At 58.6% G+C, this 16664-nt stretch carries 19 protein-coding genes; 6 read left to right on the top strand and 13 right to left on the bottom strand.

Features of this window, described 5'->3' with window-relative positions:
* Positions 1-55: 55 nt before the first annotated feature.
* The 4 genes from EF096_RS12430 to EF096_RS12415 all read left to right on the top strand — a co-directional run bounded on the left by EF096_RS12430 (position 56) and on the right by EF096_RS12415 (position 6772).
* Positions 56-1237 carry an acetyl-CoA C-acetyltransferase gene (locus EF096_RS12430; protein ID WP_123889956.1) on the top strand — a complete coding sequence of 394 codons (1182 nt, stop codon included), beginning with the start codon at positions 56-58 and terminating at the stop codon, positions 1235-1237.
* Positions 1238-1445: 208 nt separating this feature from the next.
* On the top strand, positions 1446-2759 hold the full coding sequence (locus tag EF096_RS12425) for an acetyl-CoA C-acetyltransferase (RefSeq protein ID WP_123889955.1): 1314 nt from the start codon (positions 1446-1448) through the stop codon (positions 2757-2759).
* A 13-nt stretch (positions 2760-2772) separates the two neighbouring features.
* Positions 2773-4914: a 3-hydroxyacyl-CoA dehydrogenase NAD-binding domain-containing protein gene (locus EF096_RS12420; RefSeq protein WP_123889954.1), complete on the top strand. Its 2142-nt coding sequence runs from the start codon at positions 2773-2775 to the stop codon at positions 4912-4914.
* On the top strand, positions 4907-6772 hold the full coding sequence (locus EF096_RS12415) for an acetyl-CoA hydrolase/transferase C-terminal domain-containing protein (RefSeq protein WP_218565769.1): 1866 nt from the start codon (positions 4907-4909) through the stop codon (positions 6770-6772). The genes EF096_RS12420 and EF096_RS12415 overlap by 8 nt, the downstream gene beginning before the upstream one ends.
* Positions 6773-6800: 28 nt before the next feature.
* Here EF096_RS12415 and EF096_RS12410 read toward each other — a convergent pair whose 3' ends face one another.
* The 9 genes from EF096_RS12410 to EF096_RS12370 form a co-directional block, all read right to left on the bottom strand.
* Entirely contained in the window at positions 6801-7484 is a 684-nt protein-coding gene (locus EF096_RS12410; protein WP_123889953.1) for an MOSC domain-containing protein, read from the bottom strand.
* Between the two features lie 74 nt (positions 7485-7558).
* Positions 7559-7975: a hypothetical protein gene (locus tag EF096_RS12405; RefSeq protein ID WP_123889952.1), complete on the bottom strand. Its 417-nt coding sequence runs from the start codon at positions 7973-7975 to the stop codon at positions 7559-7561.
* Positions 7975-8394 (bottom strand): MAPEG family protein, encoded by a 420-nt coding sequence (locus EF096_RS12400; protein WP_123889951.1) that lies wholly within the window; start codon positions 8392-8394, stop codon positions 7975-7977. The genes EF096_RS12405 and EF096_RS12400 overlap by 1 nt, the downstream gene beginning before the upstream one ends.
* A gap of 72 nt (positions 8395-8466) precedes the next feature.
* On the bottom strand, positions 8467-8721 hold the full coding sequence (locus tag EF096_RS12395; protein ID WP_158611275.1) for a GNAT family N-acetyltransferase: 255 nt from the start codon (positions 8719-8721) through the stop codon (positions 8467-8469).
* A 224-nt stretch (positions 8722-8945) separates the two neighbouring features.
* A complete protein-coding gene (locus EF096_RS12390) occupies positions 8946-9332 on the bottom strand; it encodes an MmcQ/YjbR family DNA-binding protein (protein WP_123889949.1) in 387 nt (128 codons plus the stop codon).
* Between the two features lie 11 nt (positions 9333-9343).
* Complete coding sequence (locus EF096_RS12385) at positions 9344-9712, bottom strand: VOC family protein (RefSeq protein WP_123889948.1); 369 nt, start codon at positions 9710-9712, stop codon at positions 9344-9346.
* A 33-nt stretch (positions 9713-9745) separates the two neighbouring features.
* Positions 9746-11335 carry a sensor histidine kinase gene (locus EF096_RS12380; RefSeq protein ID WP_123889947.1) on the bottom strand — a complete coding sequence of 530 codons (1590 nt, stop codon included), beginning with the start codon at positions 11333-11335 and terminating at the stop codon, positions 9746-9748.
* A gap of 62 nt (positions 11336-11397) precedes the next feature.
* Entirely contained in the window at positions 11398-11754 is a 357-nt protein-coding gene (locus EF096_RS12375) for a DUF1304 domain-containing protein (protein ID WP_123889946.1), read from the bottom strand.
* Positions 11755-11792: 38 nt separating this feature from the next.
* Positions 11793-12800, bottom strand: coding sequence for an AraC family transcriptional regulator (locus tag EF096_RS12370; protein ID WP_123889945.1), 1008 nt, complete (start codon positions 12798-12800; stop codon positions 11793-11795).
* A 121-nt stretch (positions 12801-12921) separates the two neighbouring features.
* Here EF096_RS12370 and EF096_RS12365 point away from each other — a divergent pair, with 121 nt between their 5' ends.
* Positions 12922-13824, top strand: a complete 903-nt coding sequence (locus EF096_RS12365; protein WP_123889944.1) for a sterol desaturase family protein — start codon at positions 12922-12924, stop codon at positions 13822-13824.
* Between the two features lie 35 nt (positions 13825-13859).
* Complete coding sequence (locus tag EF096_RS12360; protein ID WP_123889943.1) at positions 13860-14561, top strand: pseudouridine synthase; 702 nt, start codon at positions 13860-13862, stop codon at positions 14559-14561.
* Here EF096_RS12360 and EF096_RS12355 read toward each other — a convergent pair.
* The 4 genes from EF096_RS12355 to EF096_RS12340 form a co-directional block, all read right to left on the bottom strand.
* Positions 14558-14926: a cupin domain-containing protein gene (locus tag EF096_RS12355; protein WP_123889942.1), complete on the bottom strand. Its 369-nt coding sequence runs from the start codon at positions 14924-14926 to the stop codon at positions 14558-14560. The genes EF096_RS12360 and EF096_RS12355 overlap by 4 nt on opposite strands.
* Positions 14901-15473: an RNA 2',3'-cyclic phosphodiesterase gene (thpR, locus tag EF096_RS12350; RefSeq protein WP_123889941.1), complete on the bottom strand. Its 573-nt coding sequence runs from the start codon at positions 15471-15473 to the stop codon at positions 14901-14903. Before thpR ends, EF096_RS12355 begins: the two co-directional genes overlap by 26 nt.
* 74 nt (positions 15474-15547) lie before the next feature.
* Positions 15548-16147 carry a GNAT family N-acetyltransferase gene (locus EF096_RS12345; protein WP_123889940.1) on the bottom strand — a complete coding sequence of 200 codons (600 nt, stop codon included), beginning with the start codon at positions 16145-16147 and terminating at the stop codon, positions 15548-15550.
* Positions 16144-16620, bottom strand: a complete 477-nt coding sequence (locus tag EF096_RS12340; protein ID WP_123889939.1) for an ABZJ_00895 family protein — start codon at positions 16618-16620, stop codon at positions 16144-16146. Before EF096_RS12340 ends, EF096_RS12345 begins: the two co-directional genes overlap by 4 nt.
* Positions 16621-16664 lie beyond the last annotated feature (44 nt).

The following is a 16664-nucleotide window of genomic DNA, read 5'->3' as shown; positions in this document are numbered from 1 at the left end:
CGAGGCGCCTCTATGCTTGTGCACTCAAAAAAGTGCCGCATAGAGGAGTTCGTTCATGCAAGAGGTCGTGATTGTCGCCGCCACCCGTACTGCCGTTGGCAGCTTTGGGGGCCAGTTCGCCCATGTTCCCGCCCACGAACTGGGTGCGACTGTGATCCGCGCGCTACTGGATCAAACCAAAATTGACCCCGCCATCGTCGACGAAGTCATCCTCGGCCAGGTACTTACCGCCGGTTGCGGCCAAAACCCGGCGCGTCAGGCAGCAATTCACGGCGGCCTGCCGCACGCGGTCCCTGCACTGACGCTGAACAAGGTCTGTGGCTCAGGCCTCAAAGCCTTGCACCTGGCTGCTCAAGCCATTCGCTGCGGCGATGCCGAGGTTATGATTGCCGGTGGCCAGGAGTCCATGAGCCTGTCACCGCACCTGATTCCGACCTCCCGTACCGGCCAGCGTATGGGCCACGGCAAGATGATCGACAGCATGATTCAGGACGGTCTGTGGGATGCCTTCAACGACTATCACATGGGCATCACCGCCGAGAATCTGGTCGACAAATACAACATCAGCCGTGAGGAGCAGGATGCCTTCTCCGCTGGCTCACAGCAGAAAGCCGTCGCCGCGCAGAAAGCCGGCCGCTTCCAGCGTGAAATCACCCCAGTGAGTATCGCGCAGCGCAAAGGCGACCCGATTATCGTCAGCGAGGACGAGCAACCCCGCGATGGCACCACCACAGAGAGCCTCAGTCGCCTCAAGCCCGCGTTCAAGAAAGAGGGTTCGGTCACTGCCGGTAACGCCTCCAGCCTGAACGACGGCGCTGCTGCTGTCATGCTGATGAGCGCAGACAAGGCCAAGGCGCTGGGCTTACCCGTACTCGCCAAGATCGCAGCCTACGCCAATGCCGGGGTGGATCCGGCCATTATGGGTATTGCTCCGGTATCGGCTACCCGCAATTGTCTGGCCAAGGCCAACTGGCAAATCGCCGATCTGGACCTGATCGAAGCCAACGAAGCCTTTGCCGCACAGGCGCTGGCCGTCAGCAAAGAACTGCAGTGGGATATGGATAAGGTTAACGTCAACGGTGGCGCCATCGCCCTTGGCCATCCGATCGGCGCCTCCGGCTGCCGGGTCCTGGTGACCCTGCTGTACAGCATGCTGGAGCGCGATGCCAAGAAAGGTCTGGCGACCCTCTGCATCGGCGGCGGTCAGGGTGTGGCACTGGCGCTGGAACGCGACTGACAGGTTGCTGCAGTCCTGGGGCGCTGAACAAAGTGCCCCAGGACTGCAAGCCAATCGCCTGAGCATTCATCTCATTTTACCCCTATCTGCAACCGCCCCCCACGCAGTGAACTGAACCCCGCCGATCCTGTCCTATGCTTGATCAAAGCGCAGCCGCGAGGCCAGCGCTATATTCCTACTCTGTGAATCATCAAGACAAGGGCTCCTCATGGATAGCCAGCCGCCTTCTATCGCTCCCAGCCACCAGCCGGTCTATATCGTTGACGGTGCCCGTACGCCCTTTCTCAAAGCACGCGGAAAACCCGGTCCGTTCACCCCGGTAGATCTCGCAGTGCAGTGCGGCCGTCCGCTGCTGATGCGTCAGGGACTGGCGCCGGACGCCTTCGATCAGGTGATTCTTGGCTGCGTCAACGTAGTCTCGGACGAAATGAACCCGGCGCGCGTCGCCGCTCTGCGCCTCGGCATGGGCGCAGAGATGCCCGCCTTCAGCGTACAAATCAACTGCGGCTCGGGCATGCAATCGATCGATACCGGTTACCGCTATATTCGTGACGGCGGCGCCGACTTGATTCTGGCCGGCGGCGCCGAAGCGCTAAGCCATGCTCCCTTGCTGTTCAAGCAGAGCGCCGTTAACTGGTTTGCCCAACTCAATCAGGCGCGAAGCCTGCCAGCCAAGCTCAAAGCACTCAGCCGCTTTCGACCTAGCCTGTTCAAGCCAGTGATCGGCCTGCAACGCGGCCTGACTGACCCGATCGCCGGCCTCAACATGGGACAAACCGCCGAACTGGTGGCGCAGCTGTTCGATATTCAACGTGAATCCGCCGACGCCTACGCGCTGATGAGTCATCAGCGCCTGGCCGCTGCCCAGGAAGGCGGCTGGCTGAAGGACGAAGTGATACCGCTATTTGATCGGCACGGGAAGCAGTACGGTCAGGACGACGGCGTGCGCCCGGATAATTCGATCGAGGCCCTGAGCCAGCTGAAGCCGGTGTTTGAAAAGCCCTACGGTCAGGTCACCGCTGGCAACAGCTCGCAGATTACCGATGGCGCCAGCTGGGTAATCCTCGCCTCTGAGCAGGCGCTGATCAAGCATAACCTCACCCCGCTGGCCGTTATTGTCGACAGCCAGTGGTCAGCCCTGGAACCCGAGATAATGGGGCTGGGGCCCGTGCTCAGCAGCACCGCGTTGCTGCAGCGCCAAGGCCATCAGCTAGCCGACATTGACCTCTGGGAGATCAACGAGGCCTTTGCTGCCCAGGTACTCGCCTGCCTTGAAGCCTGGCAGGATGCAGCGTTTTGCAAACAGGTGCTGGGGCTCGACCATCCACTGGGGAGGCTGGACCCTGCCCGCCTGAATATCGATGGCGGCGCCATCAGCCTCGGCCATCCGGTCGGTACCAGTGGTAACCGTATCGTGCTGCATTTGGTCAAGGCGCTGCAGCGCCACGGCCTGCGTCGCGGGATCGCCACGGAATGCATTGGCGGCGGCCAGTCGGGCGCCATGCTGATTGAAACACTTTAGGGAGACTGACCCGATGACCGCCTCCGTCCTTTCTGCTCTGGCAGCCCGGCGCATGGAAATAGGCCCCTTCAGCCCAGCCGAGCTTAAGGTCAGCCCACGCCGCTGGCAGCATTGGCACCTGAAACGTGACGAGCAAAACGTCGCCTGGTTACTGATGGACAAGGCCGACAGCAGCGCCAACGTGCTTTCCGAATCGGTACTGCGTGAATTCAGCGAAATTATCGCCGCGCTCAAGAGTGACATGCCCAGCGCACTGGTCATCCGCTCGGCCAAACCCGGCAGCTTTTGCGTAGGCGCCGACATCAGCGAGTTCCGTGAGCTGCACACCGAACCCGACGTCATCAACAAGCTGGTCGAGGCACATTTGCTGGCTCAGCACCTGGTTGATCTGAGCTGTCCAACCATCGCCATCATCCACGGCGCAGCGCTCGGCGGCGGGCTGGAACTGGCGTTGTGCTGCGACTACCGGCTGGCGGTCAAAGGAGCCACCTTTGGCGTACCTGAAGTGCTGCTGGGGCTGCACCCCGGTCTCGGCGGAACCGCGCGTTTACCGGATTTGATTGATCCGTTGGTGGCCATGGACATGATGCTTACCGGTCGCACTATTCACGACGCGCAGGCCAGCCAGCTCGGGCTGATCGATCAGCTGCTGGAAGAACGCCACATAGGCAAGGCGGTCACCGCAGTGCTGGATAAGCAGATAACGGTCGACAGACGCAACCTGCGCGCGCGCCCCTTCCGCCTTGACTGGGTTCGACGCCTGGCGGCCTGGCGCATGCGCAAACAGGCAGACGCCAAGGTCGCGCCCCAGCAATACCCGGCACCGCAGGCACTGATCAAGCTCTGGGAACGCCACGGCAATAGTCCGGATCAGGTATTACACCGCGAGATCTATTCGTTCGCCCATCTGCTGAATACACCCAGCTCACGTAACCTGGTACGCGTATTCTTTCTGCGCGAACAGCTCAAGGCGCTGGGCGATCCAGGCAAGGGCAGGCACAAACCCGCACCGGTCCAGCATGTGCATGTTATCGGTGCCGGTGCCATGGGCGGCGATATTGCCGGCTGGTGCGCACTACAGGGGCTGCGCGTCAGCCTGTTTGATACCGAACCTAAAGCCATTGGCAAAGCGCTCAGCAACCTGACTGAACTCTGCCGCAAGAAGCACCGCAGCGCGGCACAAACCCGCGATATCCTCGACCGCCTGATTCCCGATCCGGACAATAGCGGCGTGGCAGTAGCTGATCTGGTGCTGGAAGCGGTACCCGAAGATCTGCAGCTAAAGCGGCAGGTGTATGCCGAGATAGAGCCGCGCATGAAACCGGATGCGATTCTGGCGACTAACACCTCAAGTATCGCCCTGGACAAGCTGCGCAGCGGGCTGGCTGATGCGGGCCGACTGGTCGGCATTCACTTTTTCAATCCGGTGGCGCAGATGCAACTGGTAGAGGTAGTTGCCCACTCTACCGCGCGCAGCAGTGCACTGGAGCGCGCCAGCACCTTTGTTGGCCAGATCAACCGCCTGCCAGCCCCGGTTAGCAGCGATCCCGGCTTTCTGGTCAACCGCGCCCTCACACCTTATCTGGTAGAAGCCATCGGCCTGCTGGATGAGGGACTGAGCGCCGAAGCTATTGACCAGGTAGCTATCGATTTTGGTATGCCGATGGGGCCGCTAGAGCTGGCCGACCAGGTTGGGCTGGATATCTGCCTGGGGGTGGCCGATATGTTGCGCGAGCAACTCGACAGCAACCTGCCCGAAGCACCTGAGTGGCTGCGCAGCAAAGTGAGCAAAGGCGAGTTGGGCCGCAAGACCGGTAAAGGCATATACCGCTGGAAACACGGCAAAGTGCAGAAAAAATACCGCCGTAAGCAGGCCCCGCGCGGCACCCAGGAGCGCCTGCTGCTACCCATGCTCAATGCATGCATGGCCTGCCTGCGCGAAAAGGTAATTGACGATGCCGACCAGCTCGACGGAGCGATGATCTTCGCCACCGGCTTCCCTCCCTTCCGCGGCGGCCCCATGCAGTACGCCGAGCAGTTGGGCTTTGATACCATTGAGCAGCAATTGCAGCAGTTAAGTGAAAAACACGGCCCCCGCTTCACGCCAGACGCAGGCTGGACTGCTCCGGGCTGGACGGCCGCACCGGATGAGTGAAGTGCCGCAGCGCTTTGACAAAGCCGAAGCGCTGGTCGATGAAATCCTCAAGCGCCTCGGCAATGAGCTGGTGGTGGGCCTGCCACTCGGGCTGGGCAAAGCCAATCACCTGATCAACGCCTTGTATCATCGGGCGCGGGCCAACCCTGATATATCCCTGACCATCTGTACCGCCCTGACGCTAGAAAAACCCAGCGCCAAGAGCGAGCTGGAACAACGCTTTATCGGTCCTTTGTCTGCACGGCTGTTTGCTGGCTATCCCGATCTTGAATACGCCAGAGCGCTGCGCAGCGGGGAGCTACCCAGCAATATCACCGTCCGTGAGTTCTTTTTGCAGCCTGGCGGTTGGCTGGGCGTGCCGCTAGCGCAACAGCAATACACCAGTCTCAATTACACCCACGCGCTGGCAACGCTGCTGCGCTGGAAGGTAAACCTGATTCTGCAGCTGGTCACACCCGGTGAGACCTTAACTGACGGGCAGCCCGCTCGCTATAGTCTCAGCTGCAACCCGGACATCAGCGCCGATTTGCTCGAACAGCGCCAACGTGGCGAGCTACGCATGCTCAGCGTGGGACAGGTCAACCACGCGCTACCTTTCATGGGCGGCTCTGCCGATCGCCCTGCCAGCGACTTCGATCTACTGCTGCAGGGCGAAGAGTACGAGTTTGCGCTATTCACCCCGCCGCACAGCCCGGCAGCTACCAAGCACCACGCCATCGGCCTGCGGGTCGCTAGCCTGATCGTCGATGGCGGCACCTTGCAAATTGGCATCGGCTCGATTGGCGATGCCATCGCCTATGCCTTGCGTCTGCGCCAGCAGCAACCAGAGCGCTTCCGCGCATTACTGCAAAGACTGGAGCAACAAGACAGTCTGCAGGATCGCCACTGCCATCCCTTTGAACAGGGGCTCTATGGCGTTACCGAGATGCTGGTCGAAGGCTTTCTAACGCTTATTGAGGCAGGCGTCATCAAGCGCGAGGTAGAGGGCAAACTGATTCATGCCGGCTTTTTCATCGGCAGCCCCGTGCTCTATCAGATCCTGCAGCGCCTGCCAGCAAGTACGCGCGCCAAGATCGCCATGATGCCGGTCTCTTACACCAACAGCCTATACGGCGATGAACCTGGCAAGCGCCAGGCGCGCAAACACGCGCGCTTCATCAATAGCGCCCTGATGGTCACGCTGACCGGCTCAGTGGTATCCGACGGCCTGGCCGATGCGCAGGTGATCAGCGGTGTCGGCGGCCAATACAACTTTGTGGCCCAGGCGTTCGCATTGGACGATGCGCGCTCGATCATCACACTACCCGCAACACGTACTCAGGCCGGCAAGGTCTCCTCCAACATTTGCTGGCAGTATCCGCACACCACTATTCCACGGCACTTGCGCGACCTGGTCGTGACCGAGTACGGCGTCGCTGACCTGCGTGACAAAAGTGATGCCGAGGTAATTGATGCCATGCTGTCGATCAGCGATGCGCGTTTTCAACCGGCGTTAATGAAACAGGCTAAGCAGGCGGGCAAGCTGCCCCCAGCTTACCGATTGCCGGAGCATTACCGCCGCAATACCCCTGCGCAGCTTGAGTCCAGCTTGCGCACAATGCAGCAACCGGGTGAGCTACCCGCCTTTCCGCTGGGCAGCGGAATGAGTGTAGAAGAAGAGGATTTGGCGCAGGCACTGAGCGCATTAAAAACCCAGATCGGCAGCAAGCGAGCACTATTACAGTTAACTTGGCAAGGTTGGCGGGTCAGCGCCAGCAGCCGCCAGCAAGTGGCGCTAAAGCGTATGAAGTTGAGCAAGACTGGCGGCCTACGTGAAGGCATCTATCGGGCACTATTGCTGGCCACGCTGCCACGCTAGTGCGTTCAACGCACCAGGCGAGCAGAACTCAAAGCCCTGGCAGCTGGCCCGTCGCCTTTTCCGCCGCAGACCTGCGCTCCTCCATCTCTACTCGCATCTTTTCTGCGACAGGCGATTGTAGCACCCGCTGTACAAAGTCCAGGTTATGCCCCTTGGAATGGCAGTAGCGAAACACCTCGTTAATGGTCGGATAGATTACATCCGCCTGGATTACCGTCAGCGTTTCGCCCGCCTCAATGCTGCCCGGTTGCAACACACGCGCATAAGCCCCACAGCGCTCGGCCTTAGCGAAAGCTTTAACAAATAGCTTGTCGTCGACCCGGGCCGCCAGCGTAGAACAGGGAATACGTGGCGCGGTAATTTCCAGCAGCAACTCACCCGCCTGCAGACGGTCACCGATTCGCAGTGTTGGCCACCAATGCGAAACTGTCAGATTCTCACCAAAGAAACCCGGTTCAAGATCACGCTGCAATTGCTGCTTCCACCAGTCGATATCTTCCTGGCTATAAATATAGAGTGCCTGATCCGGGCCGCCGTGATGCTTGAGGTCGGCAATAAAGTCACCTTCGATGCCCTGTGCGCCTATAGCAACCACACCCTGCAACGGTTGCTTGAAATGACCGGTACGGGTATGCCGATTGCCTATCTGCAAAGGCTGCGCTGAGCCAGCATTGATAGAGAGCAAACGGGGTTCGTGGGTATAGGAAGACATGACAGCAGCAGACTCCGAGAAGAGAAAACAAAGTTTGTAGTCGACCGGATCAGCCTGCAGCTGTCAACTAAAGGTCAGCGCTTACGCACCAGGTAATCGCGGCCCAAAAATAGAAAATGCGCACTCCCCAGCAACGGCAGCACTACCAACATCATGGTGGCAGCCCGCGACAAGGCCATCAATTGATGAAACAACAATAGTGCTGCTATACCCAGCAGCAGGGTAATCACTATCGCCTGCGGCTTGGCCACCTGACGCTGCGGATAAGCCACCTTGAGCACCAGCTGGGTTGCTCCCCACAGGCCAATAAACCCGAGCGCCAGCATCGCTACCAGCTGCCAGGCAAACTGCGGATCGGCTCCCTCGGCAAATGCCATCGGCAATGCCACCAACCCCATCCCCAGCAACAGTACCAAGCTGCCGAAGCAGAGTACCGCCTCCAGCAGGTACACGCGGCCTCGACCGCGCAGCAAATCCATAAACCCGGCCATCAGCCAATCACCAACACCCAGGCAGCCAGCGCAGTCATCAACATGAGCACGACACAACCAAAGGTGAATAGGCGGCGGCGCAGAGGTACCTGATTGGTTCCGGTATGCACCAGGGTATGAGCGATCCGACTGAGTACAAATAACCAGGCCAGCAACTGCGTCAACCAGCCCACTGCCCCCAGGTTCAGTAGCACCAGGACCAGCACGTAGAAGAGCACCGGCGTCTCAAACTGGTTACGGATATTGTTATTGATCTTGATAACGCTGTCGGGCCATGCGTCGCTGTGTAACGCCCGCCGAACCTCGTCAACCTGACCCAAGGCCAGCGCCTTGCTTTTGGCCCGAGCCAGCGCAACATAGCTTGCCAGCGTCAGAGCGATCTGCAGCAGCACTGGCAGCAAAATGAGTTGGGCATTCATATTGTTATTCCCTTAAACCTGAAGGCACAAAGATAGCGGTACGCTGGTAGCAATGCCAAGCAGCTTGCCACCTCAATCCAGTATTTTTTGCATGCGATAACGCAGTAGCGTTACCCCTTCGCCGCGCTGCACTTCTTCCTGTGCAATCACGCTGAAGCCCTGCTGGTGAAAGAATGGCTTCGCCAGCATGCTGGCTTCGGTAAACAGCCTCGTCACGCCTTGCGCGACAAGGCGCTGCTCTGCTGCCAGGTAAAGTGTGCTGGCCACGCCACTGCGTGCAGCGCGCGGCGCGCGGCGCGCAATACAGCAGGTCGATGTGCCCATCATGGGCATAACCAATAAAGCCCAGCAGCCTCTGAGCGTCTTCGGCCAACAGCAACTCCAGACTGCCCAGGTGCTTCTGCCAGCGTGTTACATCCGGTTTAAGCGGCGCCCAGGCTTCGCATTGTTGCGGGTTATAGTGACTGGATGCCAACTGGTGCACTGCTGCGGTAAATAACGCAGCGCAGGCAGCACTATCCGCTGCGGTCCCATAACGGAGCCGCATTGACTTAGCGCTCAAGCTGATCCGCATAAAGCGCAGCCTTACCGTGCCTCGCTTCCAGCCCCAAACGCTGCGCCCGCGTCAGTCCTCGCACAACCAACGCGTAGGAATGATCAACCATGCGCTGCAACTCCCCCGCTGGAACCGAACCATCATCTCGGACCGTATTCCAGTGGCGTTTGTTCATGTGATAGCCGGGAGTAACCGCCGGAAACAGATCGCGCAGTCCGATCGCCTGTTCAGGGTCGCATTTCAGGTTGATACTGGCGACACCTGCACGCTCGACCAGCAGAGCAAACATCTTGCCCTGGATTTTGAATACCGCCGCTTCCGGGCCAAAAGGAAAGTCTTCCTGCACCTCTGGCTTGCCAAGCAAATAGTTGCGTAAATCCATGCCTTATTGGCTCACAGGTTCTGGCCTATACGCCAAAGCACACCACTAGGATCAGTCAGCGTGAAGTCAAGCATACCACAGGGCTGCTCAACCAATTCAGAGAGCTGCACATCATACCGTGCTGTCAGATCTGCCTTGTCTAAATGAATATGCCAGGCCCGTGCATCGTCAACCAACAGATGCATCATGAAATTGTCAGCCAGCGCCGGCTGGTAAAAATCCTGCAGCAGAAAGCTGCATTCGCCAAGACGAAAGTAGGCTACATCGCCCATATCAGAGGCCATTTCAAAGCCCACATCACGATAAAACGCCTTGCTTTTCACATAGTCTTGCGCGGGTACAAACGCCTTTATTTCCTTGACTGTCAATTTGCTATGCATCACCCCTCCCTGCACTAAATACACTTGCCTCGATCACGCTGGCGTCTCAATACCGGTTGAATCCGTCAAAGCCGGCATCAACACATAAAAACAGGTTCCGGCATCCGAACTGGTGAAGCCGATCTCCCCGCCCATCTGCTCTACCAGCCCGCGCGTAATAGCCAGTCCCAGCCCGGTTCCGCCCGCCCGGCGCTGCGAGCTGCTGTCAGCCTGAGTGAAACGCTCGAACACCTTATCCTGAAAGCCCAGCGGCATACCGCCGCCATGGTCTCTCACCTCTATTCGCCAGCGCGCACCATCCTCTACGCTCCTGACCTGCACCATAATGACTGCGCCTGGCGGCGAAAACTTGATAGCGTTGGATAGCAGGTTATCCAGTACCTGCTTAAACCGCGTAGGGTCAACTCGGACACGCGCATGACTAAAAGGGTTCTCGTACTGAATACTCAGATCACGCTGACGCACAACCCCGTCCAGCTCCTGGACAGCGCGCGGTAGAATCTGATCAAGCTCCAAGTCCTGCAGCTCAAGTTGCATGCTGCCAGCCACGAGTTTGTCGATATCCAGTAGATCGTTGATCAGTTTGAGCAAATGCTCGCCGTTACGTTTGGCGAGCAGCACCATGCGTTCCGCGTCTTTGGATAGCGCCCCCACGACACCGCCCTGCAGCAAGCTCAAAGTGCCAAGAATGCTCGTCAGCGGCGTACGCAACTCGTGATTAATGGTAGAGATGAATTCGCTTTTCATCTTTTCCGACTCGGCGCGCAACATTTCACGCTCGCGCCGCTGCCGAATATGAGCGGCACTGGTGTACCCCACAGCCAGCAGGATAAGCAATAGCAGCCCGTAAAAACCAATACGGTAGAGCACAGCATGTGTGCGCTCAGCGCGCAGCTGCACAATCAAACGCCAAGTGACACTCGGTAATTCGATCAACATGGCCTGCTGCGGCAAGCCCGGTATCAGATCCGCGCCCCATATACGGGTAAAGGTTTCTGCACGCCTGTCTTGCCCGCGCTGAAGCTGCACGTTGAGATCCTGCCAGCGCGGTTCGGTGTCAAGGATGCCAAGCAAAGCGGACGCATCCATCACCGTACTGACCAGCCCCCAGTAACGACCATCGAGATAGACCGGCGAGCGATACACTAACCCGCTGCCGCCCTGAACCAGATTCAGAGGTCCGGCCAGAACGGGCTTACCTGTGCGCATGATCTCTTGCACTGCACTCCACTGCGCGGGCACATCACTATAGGCAAGACCTAACGCCGCCTCATTACCCTCGCGAGGATAAATCAACTCGATGCGGTTATTCGGCGCAATACCAATATTGATCAGGTAATCGACTTCCTCCAGCATACTGGCCAGCCAGTCTTCGACGTTCTCCTGATCACGCAATCCTTGCTGACTATGCAGGAAGGACACCAGCCCTCGGGTTAAATAGATACCGTCGCGCAGCCTGGTTTCCAGCACGCTGCGCACGTCTGCGCCGCGAGACAATAGCTGCTGGGCAGACTGACTGCGGGCAGAGACATCGATCTGCCACATCAATACCTCGACCACCAGAATCCCGATCAGCAGCATCGCAAACAAAGACTGTAGCAATGAGCGGTAATAAGTCAGCATTCAACCAATCCACCAGAAAGGAGAAACCTGCTTCGAGTCTAGTGCAGTCAGCACGACAAAGCTCAGGACAAGAGCACAAGAACCAGCGCGAGTGCTGCTGGAGCCGCTTGTACATAAAGAATCTTGCGGCTAGCGGTCAGGGCACCAAATACCCCGGCGATGATTACGCAGCCAAGGCAGAACAGCTTGATGCCGTCGCCCGCCGGTCCCAGGGCCACGCCCCAAATCAGACCCGCGGCCAGAAACCCGTTATACAAGCCCTGATTTGCTGCCATCACCTTGGTCGCGGCGGCACTCTCAGGTGTTTGGCCAAAGGATTTGAGTCCCAGCGGTTTGTCCCAGAAAAACATTTCCAACAGCAGGAAGTAAGCGTGTAAAAGGGCAACCAGAAGTGTTGCTAAAGAGGCGATGGCGTACATAGGTAATCCTTGATTAACGTTACGATACTGTAACGCCATCAGTCCGTCCGCAACAGCCTGCGACGCGCACTCAAAGGCGTTTCACCACTCCAGCGACGAAACGCTCGGTTGAACGCACTTTGCTCGGAAAACCCCAGCAGCAGCGCAACATCACTGAGCAGCAAGCCAGGATCGGCCAGATATTGCTTTGCCAACTGTTGCCGCAGATCATCCAGCAACCCGCGCCAGCTCTGACCCCGCGACTCCAGGCGTCGTTGTAGATGACGAACCGACATATGCAGCTCTGCCGCCACCCGCGGCAAGTTCAAGCTACCCTCTGATAACAATCGCAGCATGCATTGCTGCAAAGCGCGAGCAAATGCATCAGATTCCGGCAGCGCCAGGAGCGCCGCCTGTGCCTGCCGGTCGAGTAGCTGGCGCACACTGGGATCGCTATGCGGTAACGTCAGCGTTAACACGCTGGACGGAAAAACCACCTCGGTGCAGGCGGCCGAAAAAAGTACAGGGCATGCGAAGAACTGCTCGTAGGCAGCAACTACCTGCGCATCACCCGGCGCTGGAAAAGCAAAACTCACTCTCAGAGGCACCGGTGGCATCGTCAGCAAATGTCGCAGCAGGCTAAGCAGAGCAGCAATGGCGACGCTGTCTGCGAGCTCGCCGGTCGAGGCGTGTGCTGGCCAGACCAGTGCCATCTCGTTAGTCGAGGCACTTACCTGCACCAGGTCTTCGCCGTAAAACAAGCGCTCATAACGCTGATAAGCAGCCACACCTTCAGCAAGATTGTTACAAGCCAGCAGCAGGTAACCCAGCACCCCTACATGCCTCGGTTTAGCCTGCGCGCCTATATTCAGCGCAACTGCTGGCTCGCTTGGTCGAAGCGCCACCGCTTGCGCCAGCATGGACTGCCACAACGGCATAGGCACCAGATCTGCACCAGTTCGACTGTCCAGCAATAGGCGCAACTCCGGCGCGGGCAGTTGCTGGGCATCGAGCCAGTCAGTCAACAGCTGCACCCAGGCACCGGTGACTCGCAATGGTGTCGCCATAATGCACCTCTACTTTTGTCGTCTAGAGTCAAAAACCCGGCATATAAAGTCAAGAGGCAAGCTCCCGTTAGGTTCAGTATTACAACTATAACCAAGCTAAAAAGCAGGGAGTAACGGCCTCATGGGCTTGTTCGAGATGATGCAACAGATGCTCGCGGACAGCGGCTTAAGCTGGCTGGCGATGGATGAGCGCCAACTGGTATTTCTGCTGGCAACACCGGTATTCATTGCCGTGTTTGCCTGGGAGTACCTGAAGATTCGTCACGACCCAGCTCTGGTTGATGGTCGTGAGGCCATACGCAACTTTGCGCTGGGCGCGGGTTATCAAACCACCGAACTACTCTTTGCCGGGCTTATCGCCTTTCCGGTTTACGCCTTGGCCTATCATCACCGGCTGCTCGACATTCCGCTGAACCTGCTCACTGCGCTGGCGCTCTGGTTGCTGACTGACTTCTGCTTTTACTGGATGCACCGCAGCTCGCACCGCGTGCGCTGGTTATGGGCTGCCCACGTAACGCACCACTCCTCCGAGCGCATGAACTTTTCGACCGCGATGCGCCAGAACGCGACCAATATCTTCAACGGCGGCTGGCTGTTTTACGTGCCACTGGCGCTGATTGGCTTCAATCCAGTGTGGATAGGCGTTTGTTACGCGCTATCCCTGGTTTACCAGTTTTTTATTCACACCACCCTGGTTGGTCGCCTGCACCCGGTTATCGAGTACATCTTCAATACCCCTAATCACCACCGGGTACATCACGCGCGTAATCCAGGCTATGTCGATACCAACTATGGCGGTGTATTTATTATCTTTGATCGCCTGTTCGGCAGCTTCACCCGCGAACGAGCGGACCAGCCCATCGAGTACGGCATTACGCGGCCGCCAGAGCACAACAATCGATTATGGATGCACTGGCTGCACGAGTATCGTGACCTGGCGCGTGATATGCGCCAGCCGGGGCCGCTGCGTCAGCGACTGGCGCATCTGTGGCGACCGCCGGAATGGAAGCGTGGCAACGATTGACCCTCGGCCTGGGCGCGGCAGGTATAATCGCCCCCATGAAACTCGATCGTTTTATCAGCAACCACACCGCCCATAGCCGGCAGGCCGCGCGTCTGCTGATCGCCAGCGGCCATGTGCAGGTAGGCGGACAACTGACCCACGATCCGCGTCACCAAGTCGATCAGTTCGTGCCCATCAGCCTGGATGGCGAGCTGCTGCAGGCCCGCGAAGCGCACTTTGTAATGCTGCACAAGCCGGTCGGTTACCTTAGTGCGACCACTGACCCACAACATCCCACCGTGATGGAACTGCTGCCCTCGCCCTTGCGTGAGGAGCTGCACATTGGCGGTCGCCTTGATCGCGGCAGCTCGGGGCTACTGATCCTCACCAACGATGGCCTCTGGTCACGACGTCTGACCGAGCCCCGCATCAAGCTGCCCAAGACCTACCGCGTCACGACCTTACGCCCGATCAGCGCGGAAACAACCGAGCGCTTTGCCAACGGCATCTATATGACCACCGAACAGCTAACTACCTCGCCCGCAGAATTGGAGCGACTGGGCCCCTGCGAAGCCCGGCTGACCATCTATGAAGGGCGCTACCATCAGGTCAAACGGATGTTCCATGCAGTCGGTAACCAGGTGGTGGCACTGCACCGTGAAAGCATGGGTGCCATCGTGCTTGACCCGGCACTGCAGCCGGGCCAGTATCGCGCTCTGACGCAGGAAGAGATCAACTCGGTCGACCAGCCTGGCTAAGACTCCAGATCCTGATAGCATTGCGGCTGAAAACGCGGTGAGCAAATAGCCAGAAACACCAACTCATCGTCGCCGGTATTACCAATACGCTGCGCGCAACCCGCCGGAATCAATACCACGTCGCCTGCCGAGACCCGCTGCGGTGCCAGCGTATCGAGATAGACCTCGCCCTGCCCCGCCTCAATCAGGTAACGCTCCACCACGCCAGTCAAGGCATGCCAGCGGGTAGTCACGCCCACCGGAACGCGCGCACGCGCGATCGACACCGCTGGATCGTGCTCAGCATTCGATAGCTCGTTGATATAGCAGCCTTCTGCAAAATAATATTCTCTCTCTGGTTCAAGGCGCTTGATCAGGGGCGTCATCAGACATCTCCACAGGCAGGGTACTGGGATAACGCGCTATTACGCGGTAACGCGAGCCATTGTCACTCGCTTCACTGGTAAACAGACATATCTCGCTTACCCTCCAGGACGGCAACTTCAGCTGTCGATGCCGCGCAAGAAAGCGGCCCGGATGACCGGCGCCGCTGCCGCAACGCGCCAGGGTCACATGTGGCACAAAGTGCTGAGAATCAGGTGCCAGCAGCGTCGCCAACAACAGGTCCAGTTTAGCTCGCAACGCATGCAGCGGGGCGTTATCGGCAACGCCAGCCCAGAGTATGCTCGGTCTTGCTGGTGGGCCGAAATACCCGACACCGCTGACCTGCACATCAAGCGCCTGCCAACAAAGAACGGACAGAGACTGCTGCACCTCGCAGCTCTGAGCGTTACTCATCTCGCCAAGAAAGCGCAGGGTCAGATGCAGTTGCGCCGGAGTTTGCCACCGCAGAGCAGGGGCGGGCTCAGCCAGTGCGGCCAAGGCATCAGCCTGCACCCTGGGCAACTCAAACCCGATGAACAATCGCGGCATCAGCCTGATCTCCGCTATGGTAACGCGCCACGTAGGTGGCCTCGGCCAACTGCCCGGGGCTCCGCCGCTATCGATTAACCGGCAGAGCGGCGGTCCAATTTGAACTGCAGCGACTTGCGCACCGACGGCCACTCGCTATCAAGAATAGAAAACACCACGGTGTCGCGTAGCGCGCCATCCGGCTCCAGTCGGTGGTTACGCAGGACGCCATCCTGCTTGGCTCCGAGCCGTGCGATGGCCGCGCGCGAGGCCTGATTGTGCCAATGGGTGCGAAACTCTACTGCGATTGCGCCCAATTGCTCGAAGGCATGAGTCAACAGCGCCAGTTTGCACTGTGTGTTGACGGCACTGCGCTGTACCCGGCTCGCGTACCAGGTGTAACCAATCTCCAACCTTCGACTCTCCGGTTCAGCATTACAGTAGCGGGTAGTGCCTATGACCTCCCCACTACTGCGCTCAACCACCACAAAAGGTAAAGCACGGCCGGCAGCCTGCTCCCGCAGGGCATACCCCACATAATCGTCAATGGTCTCGGTGCCAGGCACTTGGGTGTACCACAACTCCCAAAGTCGGCCGTCTGCTGCCGCCTTCACCAACGCAGAGCTATCCGCCGCACGCAGGGGTCTCAGCTGCACCAGATCGGTTTCCAGTATCACCTCATCAAACCAACTCATGAATGTCCCTCGGTCACAGCAGGCGAATTCACCCCGTCGCCTTTCTTCATAACACGGTAATGCAGCCGCGCGAATAGGTAATACAGCACCCACTGCAGCAAAAGAGCCATGCACAAGTACGCAAACACCAGCAAGCCCGCATAGAGCAAGCCTGTACGATCAAAGAGCGCGAGATAACCACGCAGGTCGTCGCGCAACAGCAGCAGCGCGACTATCAGCGCTACGAAAAGGAGCGTCATTAGTACCGAGCACAGCGACAGCTTGAACGCGTCAGCGCTCGTCAAAGCTGAGGCTCGCCGACGGACGACCCAAAACGCCACATAACAGCTGGCACCGGCAAGCGTAGCCAAGGTAGCAAGCGCGCCCAGGGTTAAATCAAACCATACCTGAATGAAGCCAAAGCACACCGCCAATAACAGGTAGATGGCAATGTAACGCAGCGAACACTGTAACAATGGAAGCGATGCAGCCATCCGTTTCTCCTGAATTAGCTCAGCGCAAATTGACGCGGCGACAC

This window comes from Pseudomonas neustonica (genome assembly GCF_003797945.1).
Lineage (GTDB): Bacteria > Pseudomonadota > Gammaproteobacteria > Pseudomonadales > Pseudomonadaceae > Halopseudomonas > Halopseudomonas neustonica.
This window is presented reverse-complemented; position numbering and strand designations above follow the sequence as displayed.